The 24,493-nt window shown below is 63.3% G+C and carries 23 protein-coding genes and 1 riboswitch; of the genes, 13 read left to right on the top strand and 10 right to left on the bottom strand.

All coding sequences use genetic code 11. From position 1 onward, the window contains the following. The first annotated feature begins 2 nt into the window (after positions 1-2). Together HMPREF2565_RS02960 and ffh are read left to right on the top strand one after the other, a co-directional pair. Positions 3-2,102, top strand: coding sequence for a [protein-PII] uridylyltransferase (locus HMPREF2565_RS02960; protein ID WP_070545751.1), 2,100 nt, complete (start codon positions 3-5; stop codon positions 2,100-2,102). 49 nt (positions 2,103-2,151) lie between these two features. After that, complete coding sequence (ffh, locus tag HMPREF2565_RS02965) at positions 2,152-3,747, top strand: signal recognition particle protein (RefSeq protein WP_049155367.1); 1,596 nt, start codon at positions 2,152-2,154, stop codon at positions 3,745-3,747. Between the two features lie 66 nt (positions 3,748-3,813). Here ffh and HMPREF2565_RS02970 read toward each other — a convergent pair whose 3' ends face one another. Further along, positions 3,814-6,066: an acyltransferase family protein gene (locus HMPREF2565_RS02970; protein ID WP_070545754.1), complete on the bottom strand. Its 2,253-nt coding sequence runs from the start codon at positions 6,064-6,066 to the stop codon at positions 3,814-3,816. Between the two features lie 294 nt (positions 6,067-6,360). Here HMPREF2565_RS02970 and rpsP point away from each other — a divergent pair, with 294 nt between their 5' ends. Then, positions 6,361-6,885, top strand: a complete 525-nt coding sequence (gene rpsP, locus HMPREF2565_RS02975) for a 30S ribosomal protein S16 (RefSeq protein ID WP_046648030.1) — start codon at positions 6,361-6,363, stop codon at positions 6,883-6,885. A 53-nt stretch (positions 6,886-6,938) separates the two neighbouring features. Here the strand turns inward: rpsP and HMPREF2565_RS02980 are convergent, their stop codons facing one another. Continuing rightward, positions 6,939-7,574 (bottom strand): TetR/AcrR family transcriptional regulator, encoded by a 636-nt coding sequence (locus HMPREF2565_RS02980; RefSeq protein WP_246819108.1) that lies wholly within the window; start codon positions 7,572-7,574, stop codon positions 6,939-6,941. A gap of 56 nt (positions 7,575-7,630) precedes the next feature. Next, a complete protein-coding gene (locus HMPREF2565_RS02985) occupies positions 7,631-8,029 on the bottom strand; it encodes a cupin domain-containing protein (RefSeq protein ID WP_071406855.1) in 399 nt (132 codons plus the stop codon). A gap of 33 nt (positions 8,030-8,062) precedes the next feature. Here HMPREF2565_RS02985 and rimM point away from each other — a divergent pair, with 33 nt between their 5' ends. Genes rimM through HMPREF2565_RS03005 form a run of 4 tightly spaced genes read left to right on the top strand, consistent with a single transcriptional unit; the run spans position 8,063 to position 12,120 of the window. Further along, positions 8,063-8,563 (top strand): ribosome maturation factor RimM, encoded by a 501-nt coding sequence (gene rimM, locus HMPREF2565_RS02990; RefSeq protein ID WP_070682041.1) that lies wholly within the window; start codon positions 8,063-8,065, stop codon positions 8,561-8,563. Next, complete coding sequence (gene trmD, locus HMPREF2565_RS02995; RefSeq protein ID WP_070821705.1) at positions 8,560-9,402, top strand: tRNA (guanosine(37)-N1)-methyltransferase TrmD; 843 nt, start codon at positions 8,560-8,562, stop codon at positions 9,400-9,402. The genes rimM and trmD overlap by 4 nt, the downstream gene beginning before the upstream one ends. Positions 9,403-9,433: 31 nt before the next feature. After that, positions 9,434-9,772, top strand: coding sequence for a hypothetical protein (locus HMPREF2565_RS03000; protein WP_232761126.1), 339 nt, complete (start codon positions 9,434-9,436; stop codon positions 9,770-9,772). Positions 9,773-9,813: 41 nt separating this feature from the next. Continuing rightward, positions 9,814-12,120 (top strand): Tex family protein, encoded by a 2,307-nt coding sequence (locus tag HMPREF2565_RS03005; RefSeq protein WP_071406856.1) that lies wholly within the window; start codon positions 9,814-9,816, stop codon positions 12,118-12,120. A 217-nt stretch (positions 12,121-12,337) separates the two neighbouring features. Here HMPREF2565_RS03005 and HMPREF2565_RS03010 read toward each other — a convergent pair whose 3' ends face one another. After that, on the bottom strand, positions 12,338-13,447 hold the full coding sequence (locus HMPREF2565_RS03010) for an HNH endonuclease signature motif containing protein (protein WP_071406857.1): 1,110 nt from the start codon (positions 13,445-13,447) through the stop codon (positions 12,338-12,340). A 319-nt stretch (positions 13,448-13,766) separates the two neighbouring features. On the opposite strand from HMPREF2565_RS03010, the gene HMPREF2565_RS14150 reads away from it, so the two are divergent. Both HMPREF2565_RS14150 and HMPREF2565_RS03015 read left to right on the top strand, forming a co-directional pair. Further along, the gene (locus HMPREF2565_RS14150; protein WP_246819109.1) at positions 13,767-14,426 is read left to right on the top strand and encodes a YhgE/Pip domain-containing protein; all 660 of its coding nucleotides are present in this window, start codon (positions 13,767-13,769) and stop codon (positions 14,424-14,426) included. Between the two features lie 13 nt (positions 14,427-14,439). Next, a complete protein-coding gene (locus tag HMPREF2565_RS03015) occupies positions 14,440-15,933 on the top strand; it encodes an ABC transporter permease (RefSeq protein WP_246819110.1) in 1,494 nt (497 codons plus the stop codon). Here HMPREF2565_RS03015 and HMPREF2565_RS03020 read toward each other — a convergent pair. From HMPREF2565_RS03020 to thiC, 6 genes are all read right to left on the bottom strand, one after another. Then, positions 15,930-16,988, bottom strand: coding sequence for a ThiF family adenylyltransferase (locus tag HMPREF2565_RS03020; RefSeq protein ID WP_046648039.1), 1,059 nt, complete (start codon positions 16,986-16,988; stop codon positions 15,930-15,932). The two genes, HMPREF2565_RS03015 and HMPREF2565_RS03020, sit on opposite strands and share 4 nt — an antisense overlap. Positions 16,989-17,013: 25 nt before the next feature. After that, positions 17,014-17,793, bottom strand: a complete 780-nt coding sequence (locus tag HMPREF2565_RS03025; protein WP_046648040.1) for a thiazole synthase — start codon at positions 17,791-17,793, stop codon at positions 17,014-17,016. Between the two features lie 7 nt (positions 17,794-17,800). Next, positions 17,801-17,998: a sulfur carrier protein ThiS gene (gene thiS / locus HMPREF2565_RS03030; RefSeq protein ID WP_046648041.1), complete on the bottom strand. Its 198-nt coding sequence runs from the start codon at positions 17,996-17,998 to the stop codon at positions 17,801-17,803. Next, positions 17,995-19,140, bottom strand: a complete 1,146-nt coding sequence (thiO, locus tag HMPREF2565_RS03035) for a glycine oxidase ThiO (RefSeq protein WP_049155378.1) — start codon at positions 19,138-19,140, stop codon at positions 17,995-17,997. The genes thiS and thiO overlap by 4 nt, the downstream gene beginning before the upstream one ends. Then, positions 19,137-19,787: a thiamine phosphate synthase gene (locus HMPREF2565_RS03040; RefSeq protein WP_071406858.1), complete on the bottom strand. Its 651-nt coding sequence runs from the start codon at positions 19,785-19,787 to the stop codon at positions 19,137-19,139. Before HMPREF2565_RS03040 ends, thiO begins: the two co-directional genes overlap by 4 nt. Further along, on the bottom strand, positions 19,780-21,582 hold the full coding sequence (thiC, locus tag HMPREF2565_RS03045; RefSeq protein ID WP_046648043.1) for a phosphomethylpyrimidine synthase ThiC: 1,803 nt from the start codon (positions 21,580-21,582) through the stop codon (positions 19,780-19,782). Before thiC ends, HMPREF2565_RS03040 begins: the two co-directional genes overlap by 8 nt. Further along, positions 21,578-21,692: riboswitch (TPP riboswitch) on the bottom strand. Its footprint overlaps the gene before it by 5 nt. Positions 21,693-21,865: 173 nt before the next feature. On the opposite strand from thiC, the gene rplS reads away from it, so the two are divergent. The 4 genes from rplS to HMPREF2565_RS03065 all read left to right on the top strand — a co-directional run bounded on the left by rplS (position 21,866) and on the right by HMPREF2565_RS03065 (position 24,467). After that, the gene (gene rplS / locus HMPREF2565_RS03050; RefSeq protein WP_046648044.1) at positions 21,866-22,210 is read left to right on the top strand and encodes a 50S ribosomal protein L19; all 345 of its coding nucleotides are present in this window, start codon (positions 21,866-21,868) and stop codon (positions 22,208-22,210) included. A gap of 235 nt (positions 22,211-22,445) precedes the next feature. Continuing rightward, positions 22,446-23,141, top strand: coding sequence for a signal peptidase I (gene lepB, locus HMPREF2565_RS03055; RefSeq protein ID WP_158396197.1), 696 nt, complete (start codon positions 22,446-22,448; stop codon positions 23,139-23,141). Then, the gene (lepB, locus tag HMPREF2565_RS03060; protein ID WP_070545791.1) at positions 23,119-23,820 is read left to right on the top strand and encodes a signal peptidase I; all 702 of its coding nucleotides are present in this window, start codon (positions 23,119-23,121) and stop codon (positions 23,818-23,820) included. The genes lepB (HMPREF2565_RS03055) and lepB (HMPREF2565_RS03060) overlap by 23 nt, the downstream gene beginning before the upstream one ends. Positions 23,821-23,825: 5 nt before the next feature. After that, positions 23,826-24,467 (top strand): ribonuclease HII, encoded by a 642-nt coding sequence (locus HMPREF2565_RS03065; RefSeq protein ID WP_046648047.1) that lies wholly within the window; start codon positions 23,826-23,828, stop codon positions 24,465-24,467. The last annotated feature ends 26 nt before the right edge of the window (positions 24,468-24,493 follow it).

Below are 24,493 nucleotides of genomic sequence, written 5' to 3' on the forward strand. Positions count from 1 at the left end.
AGGTGTCTACGGCCGCCCAACTGCGTGAGGACGCCTACGCTTCGGCGCTGCGCCTCACGCAGTCCCTGCAGCTTCCGCCCGGCTGTGCGCTTGCCGCCACGGGTTCTTTTGCCCGGCGGGCGATGACCCCTTTTTCGGATCTCGACCTGATTCTCCTCCACCCGGATGACACCGAGCTTCCCGAGGACGTCGTCTCCGAAATCTGGTACCCCATCTGGGACGCCAAATACCGGCTTGACTACGCCGTGCGCACCCCGCGCGAGTTCGGCGCCATCGCCGGATCTGATCCCGCTGCCGGCTTCGCGCAGCTGGATCTGGCTTTCGTCGCCGGCGACAAGCAGCTCGTGGACTCCACCCGCGCCCAGGTCTATGCCTCGTGGCGCCGCCTACTGCAGAGCAACTTCGATGCTTTCGTCGACCTAGCAATCACCCGCTGGCGCCGCTCCGGCACCCTGGCCACGATGACCCACCCAGATATCAAGAATGGGCGGGGAGGCCTGCGCGACATCCAATTTTTGCGAGCCCTCGCCCTGGGCAACCTCGCCGACGCCCCAGCGCTCGAGGAAGAGCAGGCCCTGCTTCTCGACGTCCGCACGCTCCTCCACGTCACCGCCCGCCGACACCGCGACGTCCTCGATCCCGAATTCGCTGAGGAGATAGCTCACGAGTTGGGTTTTGCCGACCGCTATGACTTGTCTGCGGCCGTCGTGACTGCCGCCGCAGCGGTGGACAAGGCCGTGGAGCGGGCATTGGCAACGGCGCGGGGCGTGGTGGCCAGGCGCAGCCACAACCGCACACGTAAGCCCCTCGATATCGGGGTGGTTGATGTCGGGGGCGAGATCCGCCTCGCTCGCACCGCCGATCTCGACGAGCCGTGGCTGCTCCTGCGCGTGGCCGCCGCTGCGGCGCGCTCGGGCAGAACAGTGCCCTCCCACGTCTGGGAGCAATTGCGCGAGTTGCCGGAACTGCCCGAACGCTGGCCCGCCGCCGCGACGGATGCCTTCTTCAGCCTGTTGTCCTCGCCGCTCAACACTCCGCGCCTCATCCAGGAGATGGACGCTCACGGATTGTGGGAGCGGCTCGTCCCAGAGTGGGAGCACATCCGGGGGCTGTTGCCGCGCGAGCGCACGCACGCTCACACCGTGGACTACCACTCCATCCTTACCGCCGCGCGCTGTGCGGAAGCGCGCACCTCCGTGGCCCGGCCGGACCTGCTGCTCCTGGTGGGGCTCTATCACGACATCGGCAAAGGCTATGGGCGCCCGCACGAGATGGTGGGGGCGGAGATGGTGGCGCGAGCCGCAGCCAAGCTTGGTCTCGACCTGGCGGATCGCTCCCGCGTACAAACCGTGGTCGCTGAGCACACCACGCTGGCGCGCATCGTCTCCCGCACGGACCCTTCATCCGATGAAGCCCGTGACGAGCTCCTCGAAGCCGTGCGCTATGACTACCTCACCTTGGCTCTCCTCGTCGTGCTCGCCCGCGCCGATGCCGAATCCACCGGGCCCGGTGTGTGGAACCGCAGGCTAAATCAGGGCATTGAAGCGGTCAGCGGGCGTGCTTTTGCGCAGTTGGAGGCACTGCGCCCAGTTCGTCCTCTGGTTGCCGCCGACCGCGACATCGGTCTGCGCCACAACCCGGAGGATGACAGCTTTACCGTCCTGTGGCGTGGCAACTACCAAAGGGAGGCCGTGCGCCCCCTGGCCCTGATTGCCGCGTTGGGCTGGAACATTCTTTCCTCGCGCCTCGTGCGCACCGAGGAGGGCTATGCCGGCGAGTTCGACATCCGCGCTCTCCACGGTGCTATCGATCTCGCCACGGTGGAGGAGCGCCTCGTTCAGTCCTATAAATCCGGCACCTATACCGTGCTGCCCGATTTTGTGCCGGGGCCCGCGACCGCGATGTGGAGCAGTGGAGTCTTCGAGGTTCGGATCGATGACTACCCGGGTACCCTCGGCCACGTGCTGGCGCTGCTTCCCGAGTGCGAGTGGGTATCCACCGCCGCGCCGGGCGCCACGATGGTGCTCCACGCCGTGCCGCTTGGCGACGTCCCCCGCGCCGCCCTCGTCCGGAATGTGACCCAAGCACTGGTCAACGGCTAAGCTGGGGAAGTTATAAATTTATCCACGATAGTTGAGGGAGCACTGCACCGTGTTTGAGTCTTTGTCTGACCGCTTGCAATCAGCCCTGTCCGGTCTGCGCGGCAAGGGCAAGCTGACCGAGGCGGACATCAACGCCACAGCGCGCGAAATCCGCCTTGCGTTGTTGGAGGCGGACGTCTCTCTCAACGTCGTGCGCGGCTTTATCAAGCGCATCAAGGAGCGTGCGGCCGGTGCCGAGGTCTCCGAGGCCCTCAACCCGGCGCAGCAGGTAGTCAAAATCGTCAACGAGGAGCTCATCGAGATTCTCGGCGGCGAGACCCGCCGCCTCAACCTAGCCAAGAATCCGCCGACGGTCATCATGCTCGCCGGCCTCCAAGGTGCTGGTAAGACCACTTTGGCGGGCAAGCTTTCCAAGCACCTTGCCTCCAAGGGACATACCCCGATGCTGGTGGCCTGTGACCTCCAGCGCCCGGGCGCGGTGCAGCAGCTCCAAATCGTTGGCGAGCGCGCCGGGGTCGACGTCTACGCGCCGGATCCTGGCACCTCCCTGGACTCCCACGAGCATGAGATGGGTACCTCGCATGGGGATCCGGTGGACGTCGCCAAGCGCGGCATCGAAGAGGCTAAGCGTACGCAGCACGACATCGTCATCATCGATACCGCTGGTCGCCTCGGCATCGATGAGACCCTGATGACGCAGGCGCGCAACATCCGCGATGCCGTCAACCCGGACGAAGTGCTCTTCGTCATTGACTCCATGATCGGCCAAGACGCCGTGCAGACCGCTGAAGCTTTCCGCGATGGCGTGGACTTTACCGGTGTCGTCCTGACCAAGCTGGATGGTGATGCCCGCGGTGGTGCAGCCCTGTCCATCCGTGAGGTCACGGGTAAGCCCATCATGTTCGCCTCCACAGGTGAGAAGCTCGAGGACTTCGACGTCTTCCACCCGGAGCGCATGTCCTCGCGCATCTTGGGTATGGGTGACCTGCTGACACTTATCGAGCAGGCGGAGTCCAAGCTGGATCAGTCCAAGGCGGAGGAAGCCGCCAAGAAGATGGGCTCCGGCGAGATGACGCTCAACGACTTCTTGGACATGATGCTCATGGTGCGCAACCTGGGCCCGATGGGCAACCTGCTCAAGATGATGCCGGGCGGCAACAAGATGAACCAGATCGCCGACATGGTCGATGAGAAACAGCTCGACCGCATCCAGGCCATCATCCGCGGTATGACCCCGGAGGAGCGCGAGAACCCGAAGATTCTCAACGCTTCGCGCCGCAAGCGTATTGCCCTTGGTTCCGGTGTGAGCGTTTCTGACGTCAACCAGCTCATCGAGCGCTTCACCGAAGCCAAGAAGATGATGTCGCAGATGGCCGGTCGTTTTGGTATGCCGGGCATGGGCGGTGGGCGTTCCGCTACCAAGAAGAAGCCGAAGGGCCGCAAGGGCAAGAACGGCAAGCGCAAGCCGCCGAAGCGTCGTGGTGGCGGCGGTATGCCGGGTGGCATGCCGTCGATGCAGGAGCTGCAAAAGATGCAGGAGCAAATGGGCGGCGGCATGCCCGGACTAGGCGATATCAAGATGCCGAAGGGCATGGAAAATATCGACCTCAGCAACCTGGACTTTGGTCAGGGCAAGAAGAAATAACCGAAGAACATAGCCTTCTTCGGTGAGAAAAGGGTCGGCGCTTTGTAGCGCCGACCCTTCTGCGTACTAGATGGCTTCTCCTGCGGGGTAGGCCGGATAGGGGATGGGCTCCGCGGGTGTGGCCGGAGGCGTCTCAGCGGACTGGGGGATCACGGGGCTATCGGCGGGAATCTGCGGGGGCTGCTGTTTGACCTGCTCGCCGTTGAGGATAGGCGCGATTGCTTCACGGATGAGCGGGATGGCGGAGTCGGCGAAGGCCTTGGTGAAGTGGTGCATATCGCGATAGACCATGATATTGCCGATGATGACCGGGCAATCGCCGTCGGCGTTGCAGAACCACTTCGAGGTGTCCACGGCGAGCATGTTGTCGTACTGCGAGAGGACTTCAGCGCCGGGGTCATAGGGCGCGTAGACCTCCTCGAAACGCATGCCACACCCGAGGGAATCCTTGGTGGCCACGTAGCACTCATCAAACTGGCGGCCATTGCCGTGTTCATCGAAGCCCCACGGGTTGTCGCGGAAGCCTACAAAGGGGATATCGTGCTTGGCCAGCTCGTCCCAGAAGGCTATGTAGCCTGGTGGGACAGCATCGGGGCCGTGGCCGAACGGCTGTCCTGGCCGCGTGGAATTGGACACAACCAACGCTGGGTCCGCGTCGATGATGCGCTTGACCACTTCCTTGCTCCATTCGGCGCAAGAGGGCTTCACACTCAGTTCATCGCCCAACTCGATGGGGCAACCCACGCGGGTAAGCGGGACGAGCTTAAAGCCCATCTCGCGGCCCAAGTAATCCAGCGCCGAGGAGAACTGCTCCGCATGCGAGCCACCAACCAAGTAGACCTCGACGTCGGAATCAACGTCACCAAAGATGCACGGCGTCACGCCGTCTTTCTGCGTCTCGATGAAGTAGTCCGTTGGTTCCTGCTCCGGAATGAAGCACCAATTATCAGCGACCGGCGGCTGGATGCCGCGCGCGAGAATCGGGTCAGGCTTGATCTCTACGTTCTCAGGCGGCGTGATGTTCTCAACGAAGGTCGTGGCTCCCGGGTAGAGCCTCGGATCTAGGATTTCGCGGTTGGCCTCCTGCAGGCTACGCAGCCACAGCGGCTGAACGGCCACGAGAGCAATGGTGCAGGCAGCAACGACGACGCCACCGACCCCGCGGAGAGCGCCGGTGCGGGTGCGGAGGTCGGCGAGGCCGCGGTGGACGGGGAGGTCGTCGGCAAGCGGGCGTTTGCGGTGTTGGCGCAGGGGCTTCTCGACGAAACGATGCGTCACGTCCGCCAAGCCCAGCGACACCACGATAATGATGGCACCGAGCCACCACGGAGGGGTTTCCAGGCCGAGGGCGGCGATGGAAATGATGAGCAGAGGCCAGTGCCACAGATAGAGCGGGTAGGCGATATCACCGAGCCAACGAGAAACCCGGGTGGTGAGCACCCGCGAGAAAGACCCGCCGGAACCGATAATGATGAGCACCGCGCCGCCGATCGGCAACAGGGACAGCGGCCCAGGGAATGCCAAGGTATCGGAGATAACCAGACCGGTGCAGGCGAGCGCGGCCAGACCGACGGCGGTGGCGAGGTTGGACAAGTGTTGCGGCATGCGCAGGTGCGAGCCATAGATAACGAGCACCGCGCCCAAAGTCAGCTCCCACGCGCGCGACCATGTGGAGTAGTAGTTCTCCGGGGTGCCAAAGAGCCCGTCGCGGGATGCATAGGCAAAAGAAGCGACGGTAACTACGAGGAGAATCGGGCCAGCGATGGAATTAATGGAAGAGAAGCGCTGTTCTCGCAGGCCCGTGTTCTTGGGGCGCAGGCGCATGAAAGCGGCCAGGCCGAGAGCGAAGAAGATGCCCAGCAGGTAGAACTGGCCCTGGACCGCCATGGACCACATGTGTTGCAGTGGTGATGTGCTTGCGGAGGCAGCGGCGTAGTCAGCGTTCTGCCGCGCTAATTCCCAGTTCTGGTAGTAGAAGACCGTCGCAGTGATCTGCTTGGTGAGCTCCGTGTTCATGAGCTTCGGAGCGAAAAGCCGGACGAGTAGATAGCTCACGCCGATGACGAGCACGAGGGAAGGAACAAGCCGGCGGAGCGTGCGCCAGATGGGCCACCACGGGTTCAGGGAGGCGTTGGGCCGCGCGGCATAGCGCAGCTGCGAGCCCAAGAAGAAGTACCCGGAAAGCAGGAGGAAGACATCGACGCCACCTGAGACACGACCAACGAAGACGTGGTACAGAACAACCAAGGCGATCGCGATGCCGCGGAGGCCGTCAAGGTCGTAACGGTAGCGGAATGTGGAGGGTGCTTGTTTATTCATAAAAGGAGGATTGTGTGGCGGCGAAATAACCGCATTACAGACTACCCCTTTCACGGGGTAAGGCCTAACTATGCAAGAGCTAAAGGGAATTTCCTATCTCGTGTGGGTTCCGCTAAAGTTGTTGAGGTTGTTCACGCACCGCGTGGAGGACACGTAAAACTTCATCTCTGCGTAACGCCGGTACCGCCTACGGACGGCCGGCACGTCACGCGCAGGATAAATCCAAGGGTTGAACCGGCGCGCCAGAAAGCGGCGCGTGTCTGAACTGCCCGGTGACTAGAAAAGGAGCCAATCATGGCCGTCAAGATCAAGCTGCAGCGTATGGGTAAGATCCGCAACGCTGAGTACCGCGTCATCGTCGCTGATGCACGCACCCGCCGCTCCGGCAAGGCTATCGAGAACATCGGTATCTACCAGCCGAAGCAGGAGCCGTCCCTGATCCAGATCGATTCCGAGCGCGCTCAGTACTGGCTGGGTGTCGGCGCACAGCCGACCGAGCCGGTTCTCGCACTGCTCAAGGTGACCGGTGACTGGCAGAAGTTCAAGGGTCTGCCGGGCGCAGAGGGCACCTTGAAGGTTGCTGAGCCGAAGCCGTCCAAGCTGGATCTCTTCAACGCTGCTCTGGCTGAGGCCAACAACGGCCCGACCATCGAGGCCATCACCGAGAAGAAGCGCAAGGCCAAGGAAGAGGCTGAGGCTAAGGCTGCCGCCGAGAAGGCTGCTGAGGAAGCCGCTGCCGCTGAGGCTGCTAAGGCTGAGGAAGAGGCCGCTAAGGCTGAAGAGGCCGACTCCGCTGAGGCTGAGGAGTCCGCAGAGTAATTTCTGCACTCCAAACGTAATATCCCCGCTGACCAGTAGGTCGCGGGGATTATCTAGTTTTTCGGCCGTGGGAGGCGGACCTCCAGAGGGTTTTCGAAGTCCAAGCCGCGGACAGCGGAGGCAATAACTGACTGCGTCATAGCTTCCACCTTTTCCTCCGGTAGCGATCCCAAATGGCCGCTGAGGCACAAGACTGTGAAACCGTGCACCGTTGACCAGCCGGCCAGGCAATTCTGCATCATGTGCTGCCTCTTGGGTTGCTGGCCGATGGATCGCGCGTACTGCTCCATGTAGCCGTAGAAATTGAACATTGCCTGCACGCGTGGATCTTCGCCGGGCCCCTCAGCCGCGGCTACGAGCCCGGCCGGAATATCAAAGCTGCTCGCGGCCATCATGCACATAAAGAAGTGCGGCTCTTCCAAGGCGTGGTGGAAGTAGGTGAAACCGGCCGCCATCATCTTGTCAATGATGGTGCCCTCCGTCGTTTCGAAGGTATCGCTGAGCTTGTTGATGAGTTCGTAGGTGGCGACGGCCCCGACGGCGTCGAGAAGCGCAGCTTGGTCCTTGAAGTGACGGTAGGCGGCGGTGGGGGAGACGCCCACCGCGCGCGTTGCGGCGCGAATCGTCACAGCCTCCGGTCCGCCCTCCCGGCCGAGCTTAATGGCCTCCCGGAGGATCTCTTCATGCAAATTTCCATGGTGATACGGCTTCGAACTACTCACGATCTTAGAATCGTACTAAAAGTCTAGACATTCGCGCCAGTGTTCGGTGTCAACATGGTGAGCAGCATGAGTGCAGGTTCCTCGCTACATGTCACCGCATGCGGCACGTACGCCGGAAGGTGCACTATGCGTCCGGGAGCGAGCACCTCATCTTGTTCCCCGCAACTAAGAATCACCGATCCCTGGAGCACCTGGACGGTGATGGGGTGCGCGGCCTTGTGATCAGGTAGGTCTTGTCCAGGCAGGAAGGAGAAGAGGATGAGGTTTGCGCCGTCGGCACTGAGGACCCTCTTAACGGCTGGTCTGGGGCGTGTGGGGTTCGGCTCGGGGGCCTCATCGAGCAGATTCAGCGTTGTGAGGGCGGCACTGTTGTGGGAGGCGTCGCCAAAGGTGGTTGCATCATTGATGGGAAGCTCAGTCATGCCGCCCCAGCGTAGCCCGTTAAGCTAGCAGGCATGGAACTACTCATTGGTCGCGTGGTGAAATCCCACGGCATTAAAGGCGAGGTCTCCGTCGAGGTGACCACCGATTCCCCGGAGATCCGATTCGCCGTCGGCGAGGTTCTCCACGGCACACAAGGCAAAAAGGAGCACGAACTCACCATCGCAGCGGTGCGTGCCCACAAGGGGCGCCTGCTCATCACCTTTAAGGAAATCCCGGACCGCACGGCCGCGGACTCGCTGCGTGGCACCCAGTTCTTTGCCGAGCCCCTGGATGATCCGGAAGATGACGGCTTCTATGACCACGAGTTAGAAGGGCTGCGCGTCCTCCTCGATGGCATAGAGGTGGGCGAGGTGACCGGCGTGACCCACGGCCCCACGCAGTCCCTCCTGGAGGTCACGCTCACCGATGGCAAAGAAGCGCTCGTCCCCTTCGTGGAGGAGATCGTGCCGGAGGTCGATCTGGAGGAAGGAACCTGCACGATTACCCCACCGGAGGGGCTGCTCGACCTATGAGAATCGACGTTGTCACCATCTTTCCGGAGTACCTCGACCCGCTGCGCCACGCATTGCTGGGCAAGGCCATCGAGCAGGGGAAGCTCGCGGTGGGCGTGCATGACCTGCGCCAGTGGGCCACCGACGTGCATAAATCCGTCGATGATTCCCCCTATGGCGGCGGGCCCGGCATGGTGATGAAGCCAGAGGTGTGGGGGCCCGCGCTTGACGACGTCTCCTCCGGCACCGCCTCCACTCAGGACCTGCAGAGCGCTCTGCCGCACCTGAGCAAACCGCGCCACGACGATATCCATGGCGTCGAGGCGCGCTCCTATGGCGAAAGCGAGAATTCGGACAAACCGCTCCTTATCGTGCCGACGCCCGCGGGAGAGCCTTTTACTCAGGCCGATGCGCAAGCGTGGTCCGCGGAGGAGCATATTGTGTTTGCGTGCGGGCGCTACGAGGGCATCGACCAGCGCGTCGTCGACGATGCGCAGTACCGCTACCGCGTACGTGAGGTCTCCATCGGTGACTACGTGCTCATCGGAGGTGAGGTGGCCGTGCTGGTCATCGCCGAAGCCGTCGTGCGCCTCATCCCTGGTGTGCTGGGGAACCGGCGCTCGCACGAAGAAGATTCCTTCTCCGATGGCCTGCTGGAGGGGCCCAGCTACACCAAGCCGCGCGAGTGGCGTGGCCTGGCGGTGCCGGACGTGCTGACCTCCGGTGACCACGCCCGTGTGGACCGGTGGCGCCGCGAGCAGTCGCTGGCGCGGACGTGGCAGCGCCGCCCAGAGCTGCTGGATGCAGCGGAGCTAAGTGACGCCGATCGCGCCTACCTGGAAACCTTAAAGGAGGATTGAGATGGACGTCAGCACTGACTTGTCAATACTTATGACTGAGGCTGAATGGAACAAGGTCCTCGAAGGTATGCCGCAGCGTTTGCGTGAAGGCGGAGTCGAACCGCAGGACATCAACGCCGAGGTCGTGTCATTTACCTGCGAACCCGACAACATTCTGGTCAACGAGTACATGGATAAGCACGGCCAGCCGCCGGTGAGCGAACACGTGTGGCGCGTCATCGTCAACGGTACCTCTGACCTGCCGCTGACCAAGGTCACCGCGGCCGTCGCGGACTGTTTGCCGCCGCACACATTGTGGTACGGGACCTCCGAGATCGGCCACACCGAGTTTGGCCTGGGTACTTCCTGCGCGTGGCAGGGCGGGGTATAGGGTAGGAAGGTCTTTTAGTCCCCGACCCATAAAGAGGTTTTGTGAATATCGCAGCCACCATCGCTGGAGAGCTGGGCGTCAAAGAGCAGTTTGTCGAAGCCGCCCTCAAGCTCATGGCGGAAGGTAACACCGTTCCGTTCATCGCCCGTTACCGCAAGGAAGCCACCGGCGGGCTGGATGACTCGCAGCTGCGTATCATCGAGGAACGCTCGACCTACCTGCGGGAACTGGAGGAGCGCAAGGAAACGGTGCTCGCCGCGATTGAGGAGCAGGGCAAGCTGACCGATGAGCTGCGCGCGCTCATCCAGGGCTGCGAAACCAAGGCGCGCCTAGAGGATCTGTACCTGCCGTATAAGAAGCGCCGCAAAACCAAGGCGGATATCGCGCGTGAGGCAGGCTTGGAGCCGCTGACCGATAAGCTCATCGAGAACCCTTCGGCGGATCCGGCCGAGCTGGCAGGGGAGTACCTCACCGAAGGTTTCGAGGAAGCGAAGAAGGCCCTCGACGGTGCTCGCGCCATCTTGGTGGACCGTTTTGCGCTGGATGCGGACCTCGTCGGTGAGGTGCGCGAGCGTATGTACACCAGCGGTTCCATGAACGCCGGTGTGGTGGAAGGCAAGGAAGCCGAAGGCGCAAAGTTCAAAGATTACTTCGAGTTCTCCGAGCCTTTCGACAAGCTTCCCTCGCACCGCATCTTGGCGCTGCTGCGCGGTGAGAACGAGGGCGTGCTGCAGCTCAACCTCGATGCCGGCGATGACGCCATCTACGAGGGCATGATCGCAGATCGCTTCGACCTAGACGTTGACACCTCCCGCTGGCTTGCCGACGCCGTCCACTGGGGCTGGCGCACCAAACTCTCCATCTCCTCGGGCCTCGACGTGCGCATGCGCCTCAAAGAGAAGGCGGAGGAAGGCGCGCTCAAGGTCTTCGCCACCAACCTGCGCGATGTTCTGCTGGCGGCCCCGGCGGGCCAGCGCGCGACGCTGGGCTTAGACCCGGGCTACCGCAACGGCGTCAAGTGTGCGGTTGTCGACCCGACGGGCAAGGTCCTAGCCACCACCATCGTCTACCCGCACCAGCCGCAGCAGAAGTGGGCTGAGGCGGTGAGAGAGTTGGCGTCGTTAAGCGCGGCTCATTCGGTGGACCTCATGGCAATTGGCAATGGCACCGCGTCGCGGGAGACGGAGAAGCTTGCCGGTGAAGTCGCGGACCTCATCGCGCAGGCGGGTGGGAAGCGGCCGAGCCCGGTCGTGGTGTCGGAGGCGGGCGCGTCGGTGTATTCGGCTTCGCAGCTGGCGGCCGATGAGTTCCCCGACATGGATGTCTCACTGCGCGGCGCGGTGTCCATCGCGCGCCGCCTGCAGGACCCGCTGGCGGAGCTGGTGAAGATTGACCCGAAGGCCATTGGCGTGGGGCAGTACCAACATGACGTCAACCAGGTCGCACTCGCGCGCACGCTCGATGGCGTGGTGGAAGACGCGGTGAATGGCGTCGGCGTGGACCTGAACACGGCGTCGGCCCCGCTGCTGGAGCGCGTGGCTGGTGTGAACTCCACGATTGCGGCCAACATCGTGGCCTACCGCGATGAGAATGGCACGTTTGCCTCGCGCAAGGAGCTGAAGAAGGTGCCGCGCTTGGGGCCGAAGGCTTTCGAGCAGGCGGCGGGCTTCCTGCGCATCAATGGCGGTAAGGATCCGCTCGATGCCTCGGCCGTGCACCCGGAGGCTTACCCGGTGGTGGCGCGCATTGCGGAGAAGACCGGGCTGGGGGTTTCGGAGCTCATCGGCAATTCGCGCGTGTTGTCGAAGCTGTCGCCGGCAGACTTCGCCGATGACACCTTTGGCGTTCCGACGGTGACGGATATCATCGCGGAGCTGGATAAGCCGGGCCGCGACCCGCGCCCGGAGTTTAAGACCGCGACATTCAAGGAGGGCGTGGACAAGGTCTCGGACTTGAAGCCGGGGATGATTCTCGAGGGCACCGTGACCAACGTTGCGGCCTTCGGTGCGTTCATCGACGTTGGCGTGCACCAAGACGGGCTTGTGCATGTGTCCGCGATGAGCCACAAGTTCGTCTCCGACCCACACGACGTGGTCCGTTCCGGCCAGGTGGTGAAGGTCAAGGTCATGGAGGTCGACGTGGAGCGCCAGCGCATTGGTTTGTCGCTGCGGCTTGACGACGAGCCTGGCCAACCCACCCCCAAGCGCCGCAACAACGGCGGACGCTCGGGGGAGCGAAACAGCAGTAATTCCGGACGCCGCAACAACCCTCGCGACGGTGGGCGTGGCCGCTCGGGCCGCGGCGGCGGTGGCTCGATGGCCGACGCTCTCAAGAAGGCCGGCTTCTAACCGTTCAAACGGTCGGAGCTTTGTGTGTTCTCGCCCCAGCGGCGGCTTTAGAGTCCGTCTCCTGAGAATCCGAGATCGTTCAGTGCAGACCGCGGGATGAGACTTAGCTGAGGGATCGCCGAAGGCGCGGAAAGCCTCGCGGTTTTGCGGGGCCTCCGCGTGGATTAGGCGCCATGCTGGGGTGAGCTGCTCTGGCGGCACGGTGCTGGGGTGTGAGCTACCCAGGCGGTGGGCTACCGTTTGGTGGATCTGGCGGTTGGGCGTGGGTTTTGTCGGCGGCGAGTTGTTTGACCGCTTTTTGGTAGGCCGGCTGCGCGGTAATCGGCGTTCCCCAGGGCGGGATGTAGTCAACGGGTCCCCTCAGTCGAAAGACATAGCCTCTGCCGGTCGGGCTGGTGGGGTCATCGTCGTTGATGCCGTTGTGGTAGGCACACAGCATGGTTAGGTTGGGCGGATTCGTTTCTCCGCCTGCCTGCCAGGGAATGATGTGGTGGACTTGGCAGTAGTCCGCCGGTTTATTGCAGTCTTCGATAGCGCAGGTGGGGTGCTCCGCGCTGGCCATGATGCGCTGCTCGAGGCTGGCAAAGCGCGAAAGTCGGTGCAACCACACCGGCCCGATGGTGGGGTGGACCAATGTGGCGTAGCCAGTTTCGGCGAACTTGTAGGTGAGAAACTCTGCGCCACTCATGCGCCCGCCGTTGGTGAGCTCGAGTTCGATGTCGTCGCCGTCATGGCGGACGACTTTGTCGAGCTCGTCGAGCGTTATCACGACGTTGGTTCCCACCGCCGGACGAGACCCGATACCTTCTTTGAAGAAAACCTGGTGGGTGGCGTCCAGGAGGTCGGCGGGGTTGATGGACTCGAGCGTGCTGCGAATGGTGGATATGTTCAGTGCGGTATCGGTAACCGTGAGCGAGTGCGGGCCATTCTTGCGGTAGGTCAGCCGCACACCTGGTGAAGGCACGCGCTTGGGCCTGAGTTCCTTCAAGCGCTCCGCCGCTACAGAAGGAACCCGTTCTGAAGGCGTGGATGCCAGGGCGACGCGCAAATTCCAGACATCGAGCTGTTTCTTCAGCTTGGCGGTGTAGGACTCAATCAGGTTCAACGTGGCCAGGTCGTGGCCCTGGCGTTGGGCCGCCCGACGCGCTGCGCGCTGCTTTCCGGTGAAGCGGGTTTCGCCGAAATAGATGGCATGAAGCGACGCCAGCTCCGCGGCATCACCGCGCGAGGCACCGAGCGCACGTAAGCCTTCGGGTGTGCTGGTTGCTGCCTCCACCAGCGCAATCCCCGAGTTGCGAAGGCGGAGGTAGGTTTCGATATCCCCCATGGGCACAGAGACTAAAACAGGCCTTAATGCCTCGCAACCGGAGGAGAAAACGCCCTGTTCATATGCCTCATAACTCGGCGCTCACGCGGGAATGGCCAACACCCACACGGCCAAACGCAGCCCCGAGGTCGTAATCCACGCGAGAATAACTGGACTGGGCGCAATGACACGAATGGCTATAAGTTCACAGGGCCAACATATCAAGTGGTATGTTTGGTGAAACAAATGAACTAGCGTCCCGCTCATCTTTGTTCTGCCGCTGAAAGTCCTGGGCAGAAGGTTAAGAGCGGACCTGAGCTATCACTATAAGGAGGCGGGAATGAGCCGTGAGACTGAAGAAGACCGGAAGAATGGTTCTTCGCCTGGTCGGGCGAATGAGGGGAGTGCTGCGACCCGCGACAGCGAAGCCATGGGCTGGCACCGCGTCCTGGATTGGCGCCCCACGAGTACCGTGTCGCGCGTGCTCATCGTCTTTCTCCTCGTCGCACCCATCGTTATCGCCGGCACCATGATGTGGGCCATGTGGGACCCGTCAAAGTACATGCGCAACATTGACCTGGCGGTGGTGAATGAGGACGCGGGCGTCGAGAAGCAAGGCAAATACACCAACTACGGTGATCAGGTCGTCGAAGGCCTGTTGGAGACGGGGTACCTGAACTTTGCCGAGGTCAGCAAGGGTGACGGGGACGAGGGCCTGCTCAAGGGCAAGTACCTCATGGTGGTGACCATCCCGAAGAACTTTTCCGAGCAGGCCGTCACCATCATCAGCGATAAGCCGGTGAAACCGGAGATTCATTTCGCCACCAATGACTATTACGGCACGAATGGCTCGGTGATTTCCTCCAGCCTCATCCCGCAGGTCCAGACCAGCGTGGAAAATGCGATTTCCAAGAAATATGCCGACCAGGTCATCGAAGGTCTCAACAAACTCAGCGACGGCCTAGGCACCGCGGCGGAGGGCGCCGGCCGTCCTCGATGAGGGTGCGGGCAAATTGCAGGAAGGCGGCGGGCGTGCGGTCGAGGGAATCGCCAAGCTGGACGCCGGCGCGGGCGATCTCAACAACGGCACGGGCCAGCTGCTGGACGGCACGAACCGCCTGAATGACGGAGTAGGACGCCTCAGCGATGGCGCCGCGCAGCTCGATGATGGCGCCGCCCAGCTTGCCGACGGCTCCGACAAGCTCCTTGCCGGCACCGGCCGCCTGGCGGATGGCGCGGGTCAGATCGACGGCGGTGTTAACCAGCTCACGGGCATGCTCATCCCGGTGCTCAAGCAGGCGCAGGCCGTGGCCCCGGCACTCCTGCAGCTTGTCGACGTCCTCCGCGGCCTCGGCATGCACCAACAAGCTGAGCAGCTTTATTCACTGGTCTCCAAGCTGGACCCGGCCGCCAGCGGCAACATGGTGGCGCAGTTGGAGAAGCTTTCTGCCGGCACCGGCCAGCTCTACTACAACCTGGCCGATCCCAATTCGGAGTACCTGGGCGGCATGATGGCTCTTAATGACGGTGCGCACCGCTTGTCCGATGGTTCCCAGCAGCTGCGCGCGGGTGTTGGCGAACTGAGCGACGGTGCCGCCCAGCTGCAGGACGGTGCTTCCCGCTTGCACGAGGGCACCGGCACGTTGAAGGATGGCACGAGCCAGCTCGCCGCCGGTGGCACCGAGCTGAAGGATGGCATGGACCAGCTCAAGGCGGGCTCGAACGAATTGGCCACCAAGCTTGTCGACGGCGCCGCCAAGGCCCCCTCCATTACCCAGCCGGATACGTCTGCGCAGAACATGGCCGTGCCCATCAACTTCACCTCCTCCAACCTTCACCCAGTGCAGACGGTGGTCGACCCGGTCGATCCAACCCAGAAGAATATCACCGGTGGCGTATCGATGCTCTTCGTGCTCGTCTTCGGATTCCTCGTCATGCTGCTGGTAGCAATGACGCTGCCTTATTACCTGGGGCGCCGGGGCGAGTCGGCCACGAGCCCGGTGCGCGGTATCCTCGCAGCCTTTGGAGTCGTGGCGGGCTTGAATTTCCTCGTCCTAGCCTTCATGGCCTTCATGTCCTCCATGATGGGATGGTCACCGGCGAGCTGGCCGATGATGCTGCTAGTTATCGCCGCCATCGCCGCCGTGGGGGCGGCGACCTACCAGTTCTTCCTGGTCACCTTTGGACGCAAGATCGGCGCCATCTTCGCCGTAGGTGCGTTCGCTCTGGGCATCATGGTCTTCGGCGGTGTATGGCCGGTGGCGGCGATTCCGCGCCCGTTGAGCATGCTGCATCCTTTCCACCCGATGTCCTATGCGAAGAATGCCTTTACTCGCGCCACCGACGGCATCCACGACGGAACTTTCTGGGCCGGTATTGCAGTGTTGTTTATTGTGACTGCCCTCGCACTGGTGGCTTCCTGCGTGGTCTTCCGGGCTCGCCACCATGGCACCGCCCGAATTGTGGACGAGCACCTCTTCCGCGCTCCGGCGGTGGTCGACGCCTAGTAATCGCGAGACGCGAGCCCACCCGGAAGGTTACGCAGCTCGATGCCCATATCCGCTGCCAGATCGGCGTAGCGTAGGACGAAGCCAGCGCTGCGCCCACCGGAGGGGCAGGCAACGTAGACCAGTTCGGAAGAGCACGAAGCGAGCGCACGGCGCACGGCATCATCATCGGTGACGGTATGCCAGGGCAGTGACACCGTGGCATCAGGAAAGCCGGTGTTCTCGGAGATATCGAGGAGGGCGGCGTGGCCGTCGCGAAGCTCAGGCGGAAAGCTGCGCTCTCCGGGCAAGGTGCTGACCAGCGGGCGCGCAGGATCCGGGCCGACTGTGAGCGTGCGGAAACTACCGGGCAGCGCCTCATAGGACGTAACACGGCCACGCAGCTCCTCATGGTGCGGAAGCTTCCCCAACCAGCCCAGCGTCGCGGTGGCCATGAGCCCCGCGATGACGGACGTCGTAGCACCCAGGACCCCAGCCGTGGAGCACTCGAGCGCCTCGCCCTCCGGCGGGGCGGGGAAGAGATCACGCAAGCCCACCCCGCGCCCGTCAGCGCAGTCCTTACCGGAATGCCACAGCGCGGCCTGCCCGCCGTAGCGCAGCACGGTTCCCCAAGCCAGCGGGGTAGAGGTGAGCTCGCAGGCGTCTGCGACGAGGTACTTCGTGTCGAAGGTATCTGAGCCATCGAGGACGAGGTCGGCCTCGGCGCAGAGGTCAAGAACAGTAGAGGAAGTCAGCCGCGCGTTGAGCGCGGTGATTTGCAGCTCGGGGGCAAGCTCGCGGGCGCGCGCGGCGGCTACCTCGGCCTTGGGCTTGCCGACGTCCCCCGCACCAAACAGCACCTGCCTGTGCAGGTTGCTGATATCGACGGTATCGGAATCGATGAGCGTGATGCGCCCGATGCCTGCCGCCGCGAGCTGCTGGAGAGCCGGGCAGCCCAGCCCGCCGGCGCCCACGACGAGCAGGTGCGCCGCGTGGAGCCGCTCCTGCGCCGCGTCACCGAAGCCTGGTAGAAGGCGCTGGCGCGAGGTGCGGGCGAGTTCATCTTTGCTGAGCATGGATCCAGTCAACTGCGTCACGGGCCTAGAGAACTTGGTCGGCCCAGGAGGCTAGGCCCTCGAAGGTGGAGGATGCCTGGGCATGTTCGCGCTGCGGGATACGACCGGCGCTGCGCGCGAGTCGTCCCGCTTCGACGGCGTGGCGCATGGCGGTGGCCATGGCTTCCGGATCTTGGCAGCGGTTGACTGCGCTGGCGAGCAGCACGCCGGAGCAGCCGAGCTCCATGGCGAGGGTGGCATCGGAGGCGGTGCCGATGCCGGCGTCGACAAGCACGGGCACCGAGGCACGTGAGCAGATGAGCTCGAGGTTGTGCGGGTTGAGGATGCCCAGCCCGGTGCCGATGGGGGCGCCCAGCGGCATGACGGCCGCAGCGCCCGCATCCTCGAGGCGCTGGGCGGCCACGGGATCGTCGCTGGTGTAGGCCAGCACGGTGAAACCTTCGGCGCTGAGCAGTTCGGTGGCGTCGAGGGTCTCCACGACATCGGGCAGGAGCGTGTGCTCGTCGGCGATGACTTCTACCTTGACCCAGGATGTCCCCAGCGCCTCGCGGGCCATGCGGGCGGTGAGCACGGCCTCGCGCGCGGTGCGGCAGCCGGCGGTGTTGGGCAACGGAGCGATGCCCAGCCGGCGCAACAGGTCGAAGATGCTCTCACCGTCACGGGTACCAGCGTGGCGGCGCATGGCCACGGTGGTCAGCTCGGTTCCGGAGGCGACGAGCGCGCGCTCCAAGGCCTCATGGCTCGTGGCCCCACCGGTGCCCATGATGAGGTGGGAAGAAAAGGTGGTATCGGCGATGGTGAGCATGTAGTTTCTAGCCTCCCTGAACAGCGGTGAGGACTTCCACGGTCGCGCCTTCGGTGAGTGGGGTGGACTCCCACTGCGAGCGTGGAACGACCTGCTCGGACAGTGCCACGGCGGTGCCGTCGGCGTCGATGCCTTTTTCTTCCAGCAGTTGGGCGACGGTGTCTGCTGCCGTGTCATAGGGCTGACCGTTAAAGATCAGAATCATTGTTGCTCCTTGAGGTGTCGTAGGGGATCACATGCGGTGAGATCGATGCTGGGTTCGGTGCCTTCGATGAGCTCGCGGGTACAGCGCGCGGCCAGAGCCGTCAGCAGAATGCCGTGGCGGAAATAGCCGGTGGAGATGACGAGCTTGTCGCTGACGCGGCCGAGATACGGCAAGTCATCCGGAGTGCCAGGGCGGGCACCCGCGCTGGCCTCGAGGAATTCGCATTCTTCGATGGCGGGGAGGATGCGGATGGCGTCGCGAAGCAGCGCGTAGACACCGCCGGCCTGGGCCGTGGCAAGCGTGTCCTCGCGGGTTGTAGCGCCGACCGCGAGGGTGCCATCGCCGCGGGGGATGAGGTAGATGGGGCGGTCCTCCACGAAACCGCGGACCACGCGGGTGAGCAGCGGCTGGAGCTCGTCCGGTACGCGCAGTCGCAGGATATCTCCGTATACTGGGCGCAGGTGGAGCGGGGAGCGATGGAGCCCAGCCGAGGCTGCCCAGTCGATGTCGCGTGCTCCCAGGCCTGCTGCGAGCACCACATCGTCGGCGTGGAATTGGCCTGCGGGAGTGCTCACGACGCCAGTGGCGGCGTCAATAGACTGCGCTGCCGTACGGAAGAAACGCACACCGAGTGCTTGGGCAGCGCTGATGAGGGCAGCTGTCCACTGGCGGGGGAAGACCTGCGTGTCACCCGGGATGCTGACGGCCCCGGCCAAGCGTGGTGACAGCAACGGTTCGGCGCGCCGGGCTTCGCGCACGGTGATGCGCTCGACCTCCATGCCGTGGAGGGACTGATAATCCGCCAGCTCGGTGAGGTGCTGAGCATCCGCGCGGTCGGCGGCGATGACAAGGGTGCCCTCGGCGCGGTAGCCAGTGGGGACCTCCGTGTGGGCGGCAACCAGATCGATAAGCTCTGGGTACCACGCGCCGGAGGCACGCATCAGCGGGAAGAGAGGATCCTGCTGGTAGACCACCTCGGCGGCAGGGGCGAGCATGCCGCCGGCGAAGTGGGTAGCTCCGGAGGCTGGCGCCGGATCCAGCACCGTGACCTTAAAGCCCCGCGCGGCCAGTTCCACGGCGGTGGCCAGACCGATGACGCCCGCGCCGACGACGATGACTGAGGATTCAGAGCTAGTAGTCATCGCGCACCTTCATCAAAACCGGCAAGCAGCTCGCGGCAGTAGGCTTCCGGGTCCTCGGCGTGCATGATGCCGCGCACGACGGCTAGGCCGGCCACGCCGGTTGCCGCCAGATCGGCGGCATCGTCAGCAGTGACATCACCGATAGCCACGAGCGGTACGCGGGAGAGCTTCACCAACTCCGGGTAGGCGTGAAGTCCCAGCGGCGAGCGGCCGGAGTCCTTCGTTGGGGTCGCGCGGAACGGGCCGCAGCCGATGTAGTCAATGACATCTGCGACGTCATTGGCAGCCTCGACCAACTCGCGGGTGCCGGTGGTCAGACCGATAATCGCATCCGGCCCCAACAACGCGCGGGCGGCGGCCACGGGCAGATCGTCCTGGCCAACATGCACGCCGTGCACCGGCTCGCCGGCGTGGCGTAGGGCGGCGGCGACGTCGACGCGGTCGTCGATAAGCACGCGCGTTTCTGGGTTGGCCTGTGCCACCGCGCGGGCTACCTCTCGACCCAGATGGTAGAGGTCGCGGGCGGAAATCGGCTTGGAGCGCACCTGTACCACCCCGGCACCGCCCCGGGCCGCTGCGGTAGCGATGCGCACGATCTCCGCAGACGTGCCTGCACCTGTGACGAAGTAGCAGCGAAGATCAGGCATGCGTGGTTTCTTCCTCCTGATAGAGCTGAGATCCCTGAGCCTTAAACTCTTCCGACATCTGCTTCTCACCGGCACGGGCAGCGGCCACAACCTCGGGATCGATGGCGTCCTTACCCGGGAAACTTGGCATGCCAAGGGAGTCGGAGAAGGTATCTCGGATGTCCTGGCTGATGCGCATAGAGCAGAACTTCGGGCCGCACATGGAACAGAAGTGCGCGGTCTTCGCCGGCTCCGCGGGCAGGGTCTCATCGTGGTAGGCCTGCGCGGTGTCCGGGTCGAGGGAGAGCGCGAACTGGTCATGCCAGCGGAACTCAAAGCGAGCCTTGCTCATCGCGTCATCCCAGGCGCGCGCACCTGGGTGGCCCTTGGCCACGTCGGCCGCATGGGCGGCAAGCTTATAGGTGATGACGCCGGTCTTGACGTCATCGCGGTTGGGCAGCCCCAAGTGCTCCTTCGGGGTGACGTAGCACAGCATGGCCGTACCACCCATGGCGATGTGCGCCGCGCCAATGGCGGAGGTGATGTGGTCATAGCCCGGGGCAATATCGGTGACCAGCGGGCCCAGCGTGTAGAAGGGCGCATCGGAGGCCCAGTCCTGCTCGAGCTCGTTGTTTTCCTGAATCATGTTGAGCGGCACGTGCCCCGGGCCTTCCACCATGACCTGGACGTCATACTCCCAGGCGCGCCGGGTGAGCTCACCGATGGTCTTGAGCTCGGCGAACTGGGCGGTGTCGTTGGCATCTGCCAGGGAGCCGGGGCGCAGGCCATCGCCGAGCGAGAATGCGACGTCGTAGCGCGCAAAAATCTCACAGAGTTCGTCGAAGTTTTCATAGAGGAAGGACTCCTTATGGTGCGCCAGGCACCAGCCCGCCATGATAGAGCCGCCGCGGGAAACAATGCCGGTAACACGGTTCGTGGTCAACGGCACATAGGGCAGCAGCACGCCGGCGTGCACGGTCATGTAGTCCACGCCCTGCTCACACTGTTCGATGACGGTATCGCGGAAGATTTCCCACGTCAGGTCCTCTGCGACGCCGTTTACCTTCTCCAGCGCCTGGTAGATGGGCACGGTGCCGATGGGGACCGGTGAGTTGCGCAGGATCCACTCGCGCGTGGTGTGGATGTCATCACCGGTGGAGAGGTCCATCACGGTATCCGCGCCCCAGCGGGTGGCCCAGCGCAGCTTCGACACCTCTTCCTCAATAGAGGAGGTCACCGCGGAGTTGCCGATATTGGCGTTGATCTTGGTCAGGAACTTGCGGCCGATAATCATCGGCTCCGACTCGGGGTGGTTGACGTTGTTAGGCAGGATGGCGCGGCCACGGGCGATCTCGGAACGCACGAACTCTGGGTCGCAGTGCTCGCGCAGAGCCACGAACTCCATCTCCTTGGTGATGATCCCCTGGCGTGCGTAGTGCATCTGGGTAACGCGCTTGCCTTCCTTCGCACGCAGCGGCTGGCGACGCTCCCCCTTCCACTCCAAGGAAGCCGCACCGCGGCGCTCGGCCGAGCGGCCATCGTCAGCAAGGTTGCGTGCGCGGCCCTCATACTCTTCAACGTCTCCGCGCTCCGCAATCCATTCGGCGCGCAGGGCCGGCAGGCCTACTTCAGGCTCACACTCCGGGCCGCGCGTGCGGTAGATACGGAAGGGTTCGTTGGGCCCTGTGGGGGAATCATCCAGCTGGATCTCGGTCTCGGGCACCTCCAGACCTTTCTCCCGGATGGGGGAGTAGGAGTGCTTGGGGTGGATCTCGCCGGAGTCGGTGGACTGGATGGGGTTATGGGTAGCCGTCATGGCTGCTCCTCTCTTCCTTCGCTGGTGCTAACCAGACAGGTTCGAACGGTGCAGGCGCGGTATCAGCGCCACTCTCAGCCCACTTCCCGTGGGCACCCGTGGGGTATCAGTGCGTCACCCACCTTAGAGCCCCCGGTGGGCAGGTGTCAGGCGTTTGGGGCAATTTGTTCTGCGGGGGTGGGGTGTGGAAAGATAGCGATGTTCTGTGTAATAGGCACGAACCGGTCAGCCGCCTCGCGGTGGCGCCAGGGTCCTCTGTCTTAAACTGAAAAGGAAAACACCAATGGCAAACCTCATTGATAAGGTTGATGCAGCTTCGCTGCGCGACGATATCCCGTCCTTCCGCCCGGGCGATACCCTTGACGTCAACGTCAAGGTCATCGAGGGCAGCACCGAGCGTACCCAGCTCTTCAAGGGTGTCTGCATCCGCCGTCAGGGCGACGGCATCCGCGAGACCTTCACCGTGCGTAAGGTTTCCTTCGGCATCGGCGTTGAGCGTACCTTCCCGGTTCACTCCCCGAACATTGCCTCCATCGAGGTAGTCCGCCGCGGCCGTGTCCGCCGCGCCAAGCTGTACTACCTGCGCGACCTGCGTGGCAAGAAGGCCCGCATCAAGGAGCGCCGCTAATTTACAGCGCGTCACAGCCCTTCGCCTTATCCTCATCGCGAGGAAAGGTGAAGGGCTTTCTTTTTGGTTTCATCCGTCTAGCGCGCGCCGCGCGGGGCCCACAAGGCCCGTGAGGATAAGACACATTGCTAGGATTTAGTCCGTGGAAAAAGAAAACGACTTTACTGAAGGTTCCCAGGGCGCTGGGGGAGAGGCGTCGGAAAGCGCGGCATCCCCAACTGAGGACAAGAAGCAGATGCCTTGGTTGCTGGAGACTGTCATCGTGGTGGTCTGTGTGCTCGCGGTCGTTGGAGTTTTCCAGAACTTCGTGGGCCGGCAGTATGTCATCCCGTCCGGCTCCATGGAGCCGACACTGCACGGCTGCGAAGGGTGTAACAACGACCGTATCTTCACCGAGAAGGTTTCTTATTACGGCGACAAGAGCCCAGAGCCTGGTGATGTCGTGGTCTTTAAGGGGACCCCGGACTGGGACAGCAATTGGGTGTCGCCACGCTCCGATAACCCGGTGATCCACCGTATCCAGGATGCCCTGAGCTACGTGTCGCTCACCCCGCCCGACGAGAACACGCTGGTAAAGCGCGTCATTGCCACCGGTGGCCAGACGGTGTCCTGCCAGGAGGGGGATCCGGCAGTCATGGTGGATGGCAAGCCTATTGAGCAGGATTATGTGCAGGATCCGCCAACCTATCGCGTTGATGAGACCACCGGTTCCTATGCCTGCGGCGGCGCGTATTTTGGCCCCGTGACCGTGCCTGAGGGCAATATCTGGGTAATGGGAGATAACCGCACGGCCTCCGCGGACTCGCGTTATCACATGCAGGATGAGTACCAAGGAACTATCCCGCTGGAAAACGTTCGCGGCAAGGTGATGTTCATCTTCTTCCCCTTCAACCGCATCGGTGGAGTCGATGACCCGGACATCCAGTCCTAGAGTTCGCGATGTCTTATGGGCGCTGGCAGTTACCTTCGTGGCGCTGGCGCTGATTCAGGCCTTCGTGGGCAGGATGTACCTCATCCCGTCCTCCTCCATGGAACCCACACTGCATGGCTGCCCGGGATGTACGAATGACCGCATCGCCGTGCAGAAGGTGAGCTATTACTTCAACGACCCGCGTCCTGGGGAGGTCGTGGTCTTTTCCGGGCCAGACTCGTGGAACACATCTTTTGAGGTGAAGCGTTCCCGCAACGTGCTCCTGCGCGGCATACAAAACCTTGGTGCCGCCGTGGGGCTCGTTCCCAACGGCGACAACATCTTGGTCAAGCGAGTCATCGCCACCGGCGGGCAGACCGTGTCATGCCAGGAGGGGGATCCAGCCGTGATGGTGGATGGCAAGCCCACCAACCAGGACTTCGTTCTGAATCCGCCGGAGATACCTGTTGATGAACGCGTGGGCTCGCAGGCCTGCGGTGGCGCCTACTTTGGTCCCGTCACGGTCCCGGAGGGTCACCTGTGGGTCATGGGAGACAATCGTACAAACTCGCTGGATTCGCGCGCTCACCTCGGAGACAAACTGCAGGGCACCGTACCCGTGGAGAACGTGCGCGGGAAGGTTTCCGCCGTGGTGATGCCGTTCAGCCGCGCCCAGACTATCGATGCTCAACCGGTGTAAACGCTATGCGCCGTCTCAAACAGAAGAGAACCTATGAGGTTGCGCTCTCCAAGGCGGGGCTGGGGCCTGTCGCGGGGGTGGATGAAGCCGGGCGTGGGGCCTGCTGCGGGCCGGTGACGATTGCCGCGTGCATTTTGCCCGATCGCATCATTCCCGGTTTGGAGCGGCTCGATGACTCGAAGAAGCTCACGCCGGCGGCCAGGGAGAAGCTGGAGCCGCTGATCAAACGTCGCGCGCTGGCGTGGTCGGTGGTGCACGTGGGAGCAAAGGACATCGATGCCTTTGGCATCCAGCACGCCAACCTGTCGGGGATGCGCCGCGCGGTGGCACAGCTTAAGGTCCGACCGGGCTATGTGCTGAGCGACGCCCTCTTTGTCCCCGGCCTGCCTACCCCGCAACTGCCGATCATCGGCGGCGATACTGCCGCACGCTGCATCGCTGCGGCAAGCGTTGTGGCCAAGGTGTCTCGTGATCGCTTGATGGATGAGCTCGCGCAGCGCTACCCGGGCTATGCCTTGGAATCGCATAAGGGGTATGGCACCGCCGCACACCAAGAGGCCATCGTGCAGTTGGGAGCGACGCCGGAGCACCGCATGAGTTATCGCAACGTTGCTGGGGCTCATGCGCAATTTCTCGCGCGCGCCTGAAGCCTGAGGCGGGGTGCGGGAACTAA

It is taken from the genome of Corynebacterium sp. HMSC072A04, from assembly GCF_001809235.1.
Taxonomy (GTDB): Bacteria; Actinomycetota; Actinomycetes; order Mycobacteriales; family Mycobacteriaceae; genus Corynebacterium; species Corynebacterium hiratae.

What these genes read in the sequence shown, in the direction of transcription:
- rpsP (WP_046648030.1), top strand. Translation starts at nt 6,361, where the DNA reads ATGGCCGTCAAGATCAAGCTGCAGCGTATGGGTAAGATCCGCAACGCT.
- HMPREF2565_RS03010 (WP_071406857.1), bottom strand. Translation starts at nt 13,447, where the DNA reads ATGGGGGATATCGAAACCTACCTCCGCCTTCGCAACTCGGGGATTGCG.
- HMPREF2565_RS03025 (WP_046648040.1), bottom strand. Translation starts at nt 17,793, where the DNA reads ATGCTCACCATCGCCGATACCACCTTTTCTTCCCACCTCATCATGGGC.
- thiC (WP_046648043.1), bottom strand. Translation starts at nt 21,582, where the DNA reads ATGACGGCTACCCATAACCCCATCCAGTCCACCGACTCCGGCGAGATC.
- HMPREF2565_RS03065 (WP_046648047.1), top strand. Translation starts at nt 23,826, where the DNA reads ATGCGCCGTCTCAAACAGAAGAGAACCTATGAGGTTGCGCTCTCCAAG.
- trmD (WP_070821705.1), top strand. Translation starts at nt 8,560, where the DNA reads ATGAGAATCGACGTTGTCACCATCTTTCCGGAGTACCTCGACCCGCTG.
- HMPREF2565_RS02970 (WP_070545754.1), bottom strand. Translation starts at nt 6,066, where the DNA reads ATGAATAAACAAGCACCCTCCACATTCCGCTACCGTTACGACCTTGAC.
- HMPREF2565_RS03020 (WP_046648039.1), bottom strand. Translation starts at nt 16,988, where the DNA reads ATGCTCAGCAAAGATGAACTCGCCCGCACCTCGCGCCAGCGCCTTCTA.
- rplS (WP_046648044.1), top strand. Translation starts at nt 21,866, where the DNA reads ATGGCAAACCTCATTGATAAGGTTGATGCAGCTTCGCTGCGCGACGAT.
- lepB (WP_070545791.1), top strand. Translation starts at nt 23,119, where the DNA reads ATGACCCGGACATCCAGTCCTAGAGTTCGCGATGTCTTATGGGCGCTG.
- rimM (WP_070682041.1), top strand. Translation starts at nt 8,063, where the DNA reads ATGGAACTACTCATTGGTCGCGTGGTGAAATCCCACGGCATTAAAGGC.
- HMPREF2565_RS03040 (WP_071406858.1), bottom strand. Translation starts at nt 19,787, where the DNA reads ATGCCTGATCTTCGCTGCTACTTCGTCACAGGTGCAGGCACGTCTGCG.
- HMPREF2565_RS14150 (WP_246819109.1), top strand. Translation starts at nt 13,767, where the DNA reads ATGAGCCGTGAGACTGAAGAAGACCGGAAGAATGGTTCTTCGCCTGGT.
- lepB (WP_158396197.1), top strand. Translation starts at nt 22,446, where the DNA reads ATGCCTTGGTTGCTGGAGACTGTCATCGTGGTGGTCTGTGTGCTCGCG.
- HMPREF2565_RS03000 (WP_232761126.1), top strand. Translation starts at nt 9,434, where the DNA reads ATGACTGAGGCTGAATGGAACAAGGTCCTCGAAGGTATGCCGCAGCGT.
- HMPREF2565_RS02985 (WP_071406855.1), bottom strand. Translation starts at nt 8,029, where the DNA reads ATGACTGAGCTTCCCATCAATGATGCAACCACCTTTGGCGACGCCTCC.
- thiS (WP_046648041.1), bottom strand. Translation starts at nt 17,998, where the DNA reads ATGATTCTGATCTTTAACGGTCAGCCCTATGACACGGCAGCAGACACC.
- thiO (WP_049155378.1), bottom strand. Translation starts at nt 19,140, where the DNA reads ATGACTACTAGCTCTGAATCCTCAGTCATCGTCGTCGGCGCGGGCGTC.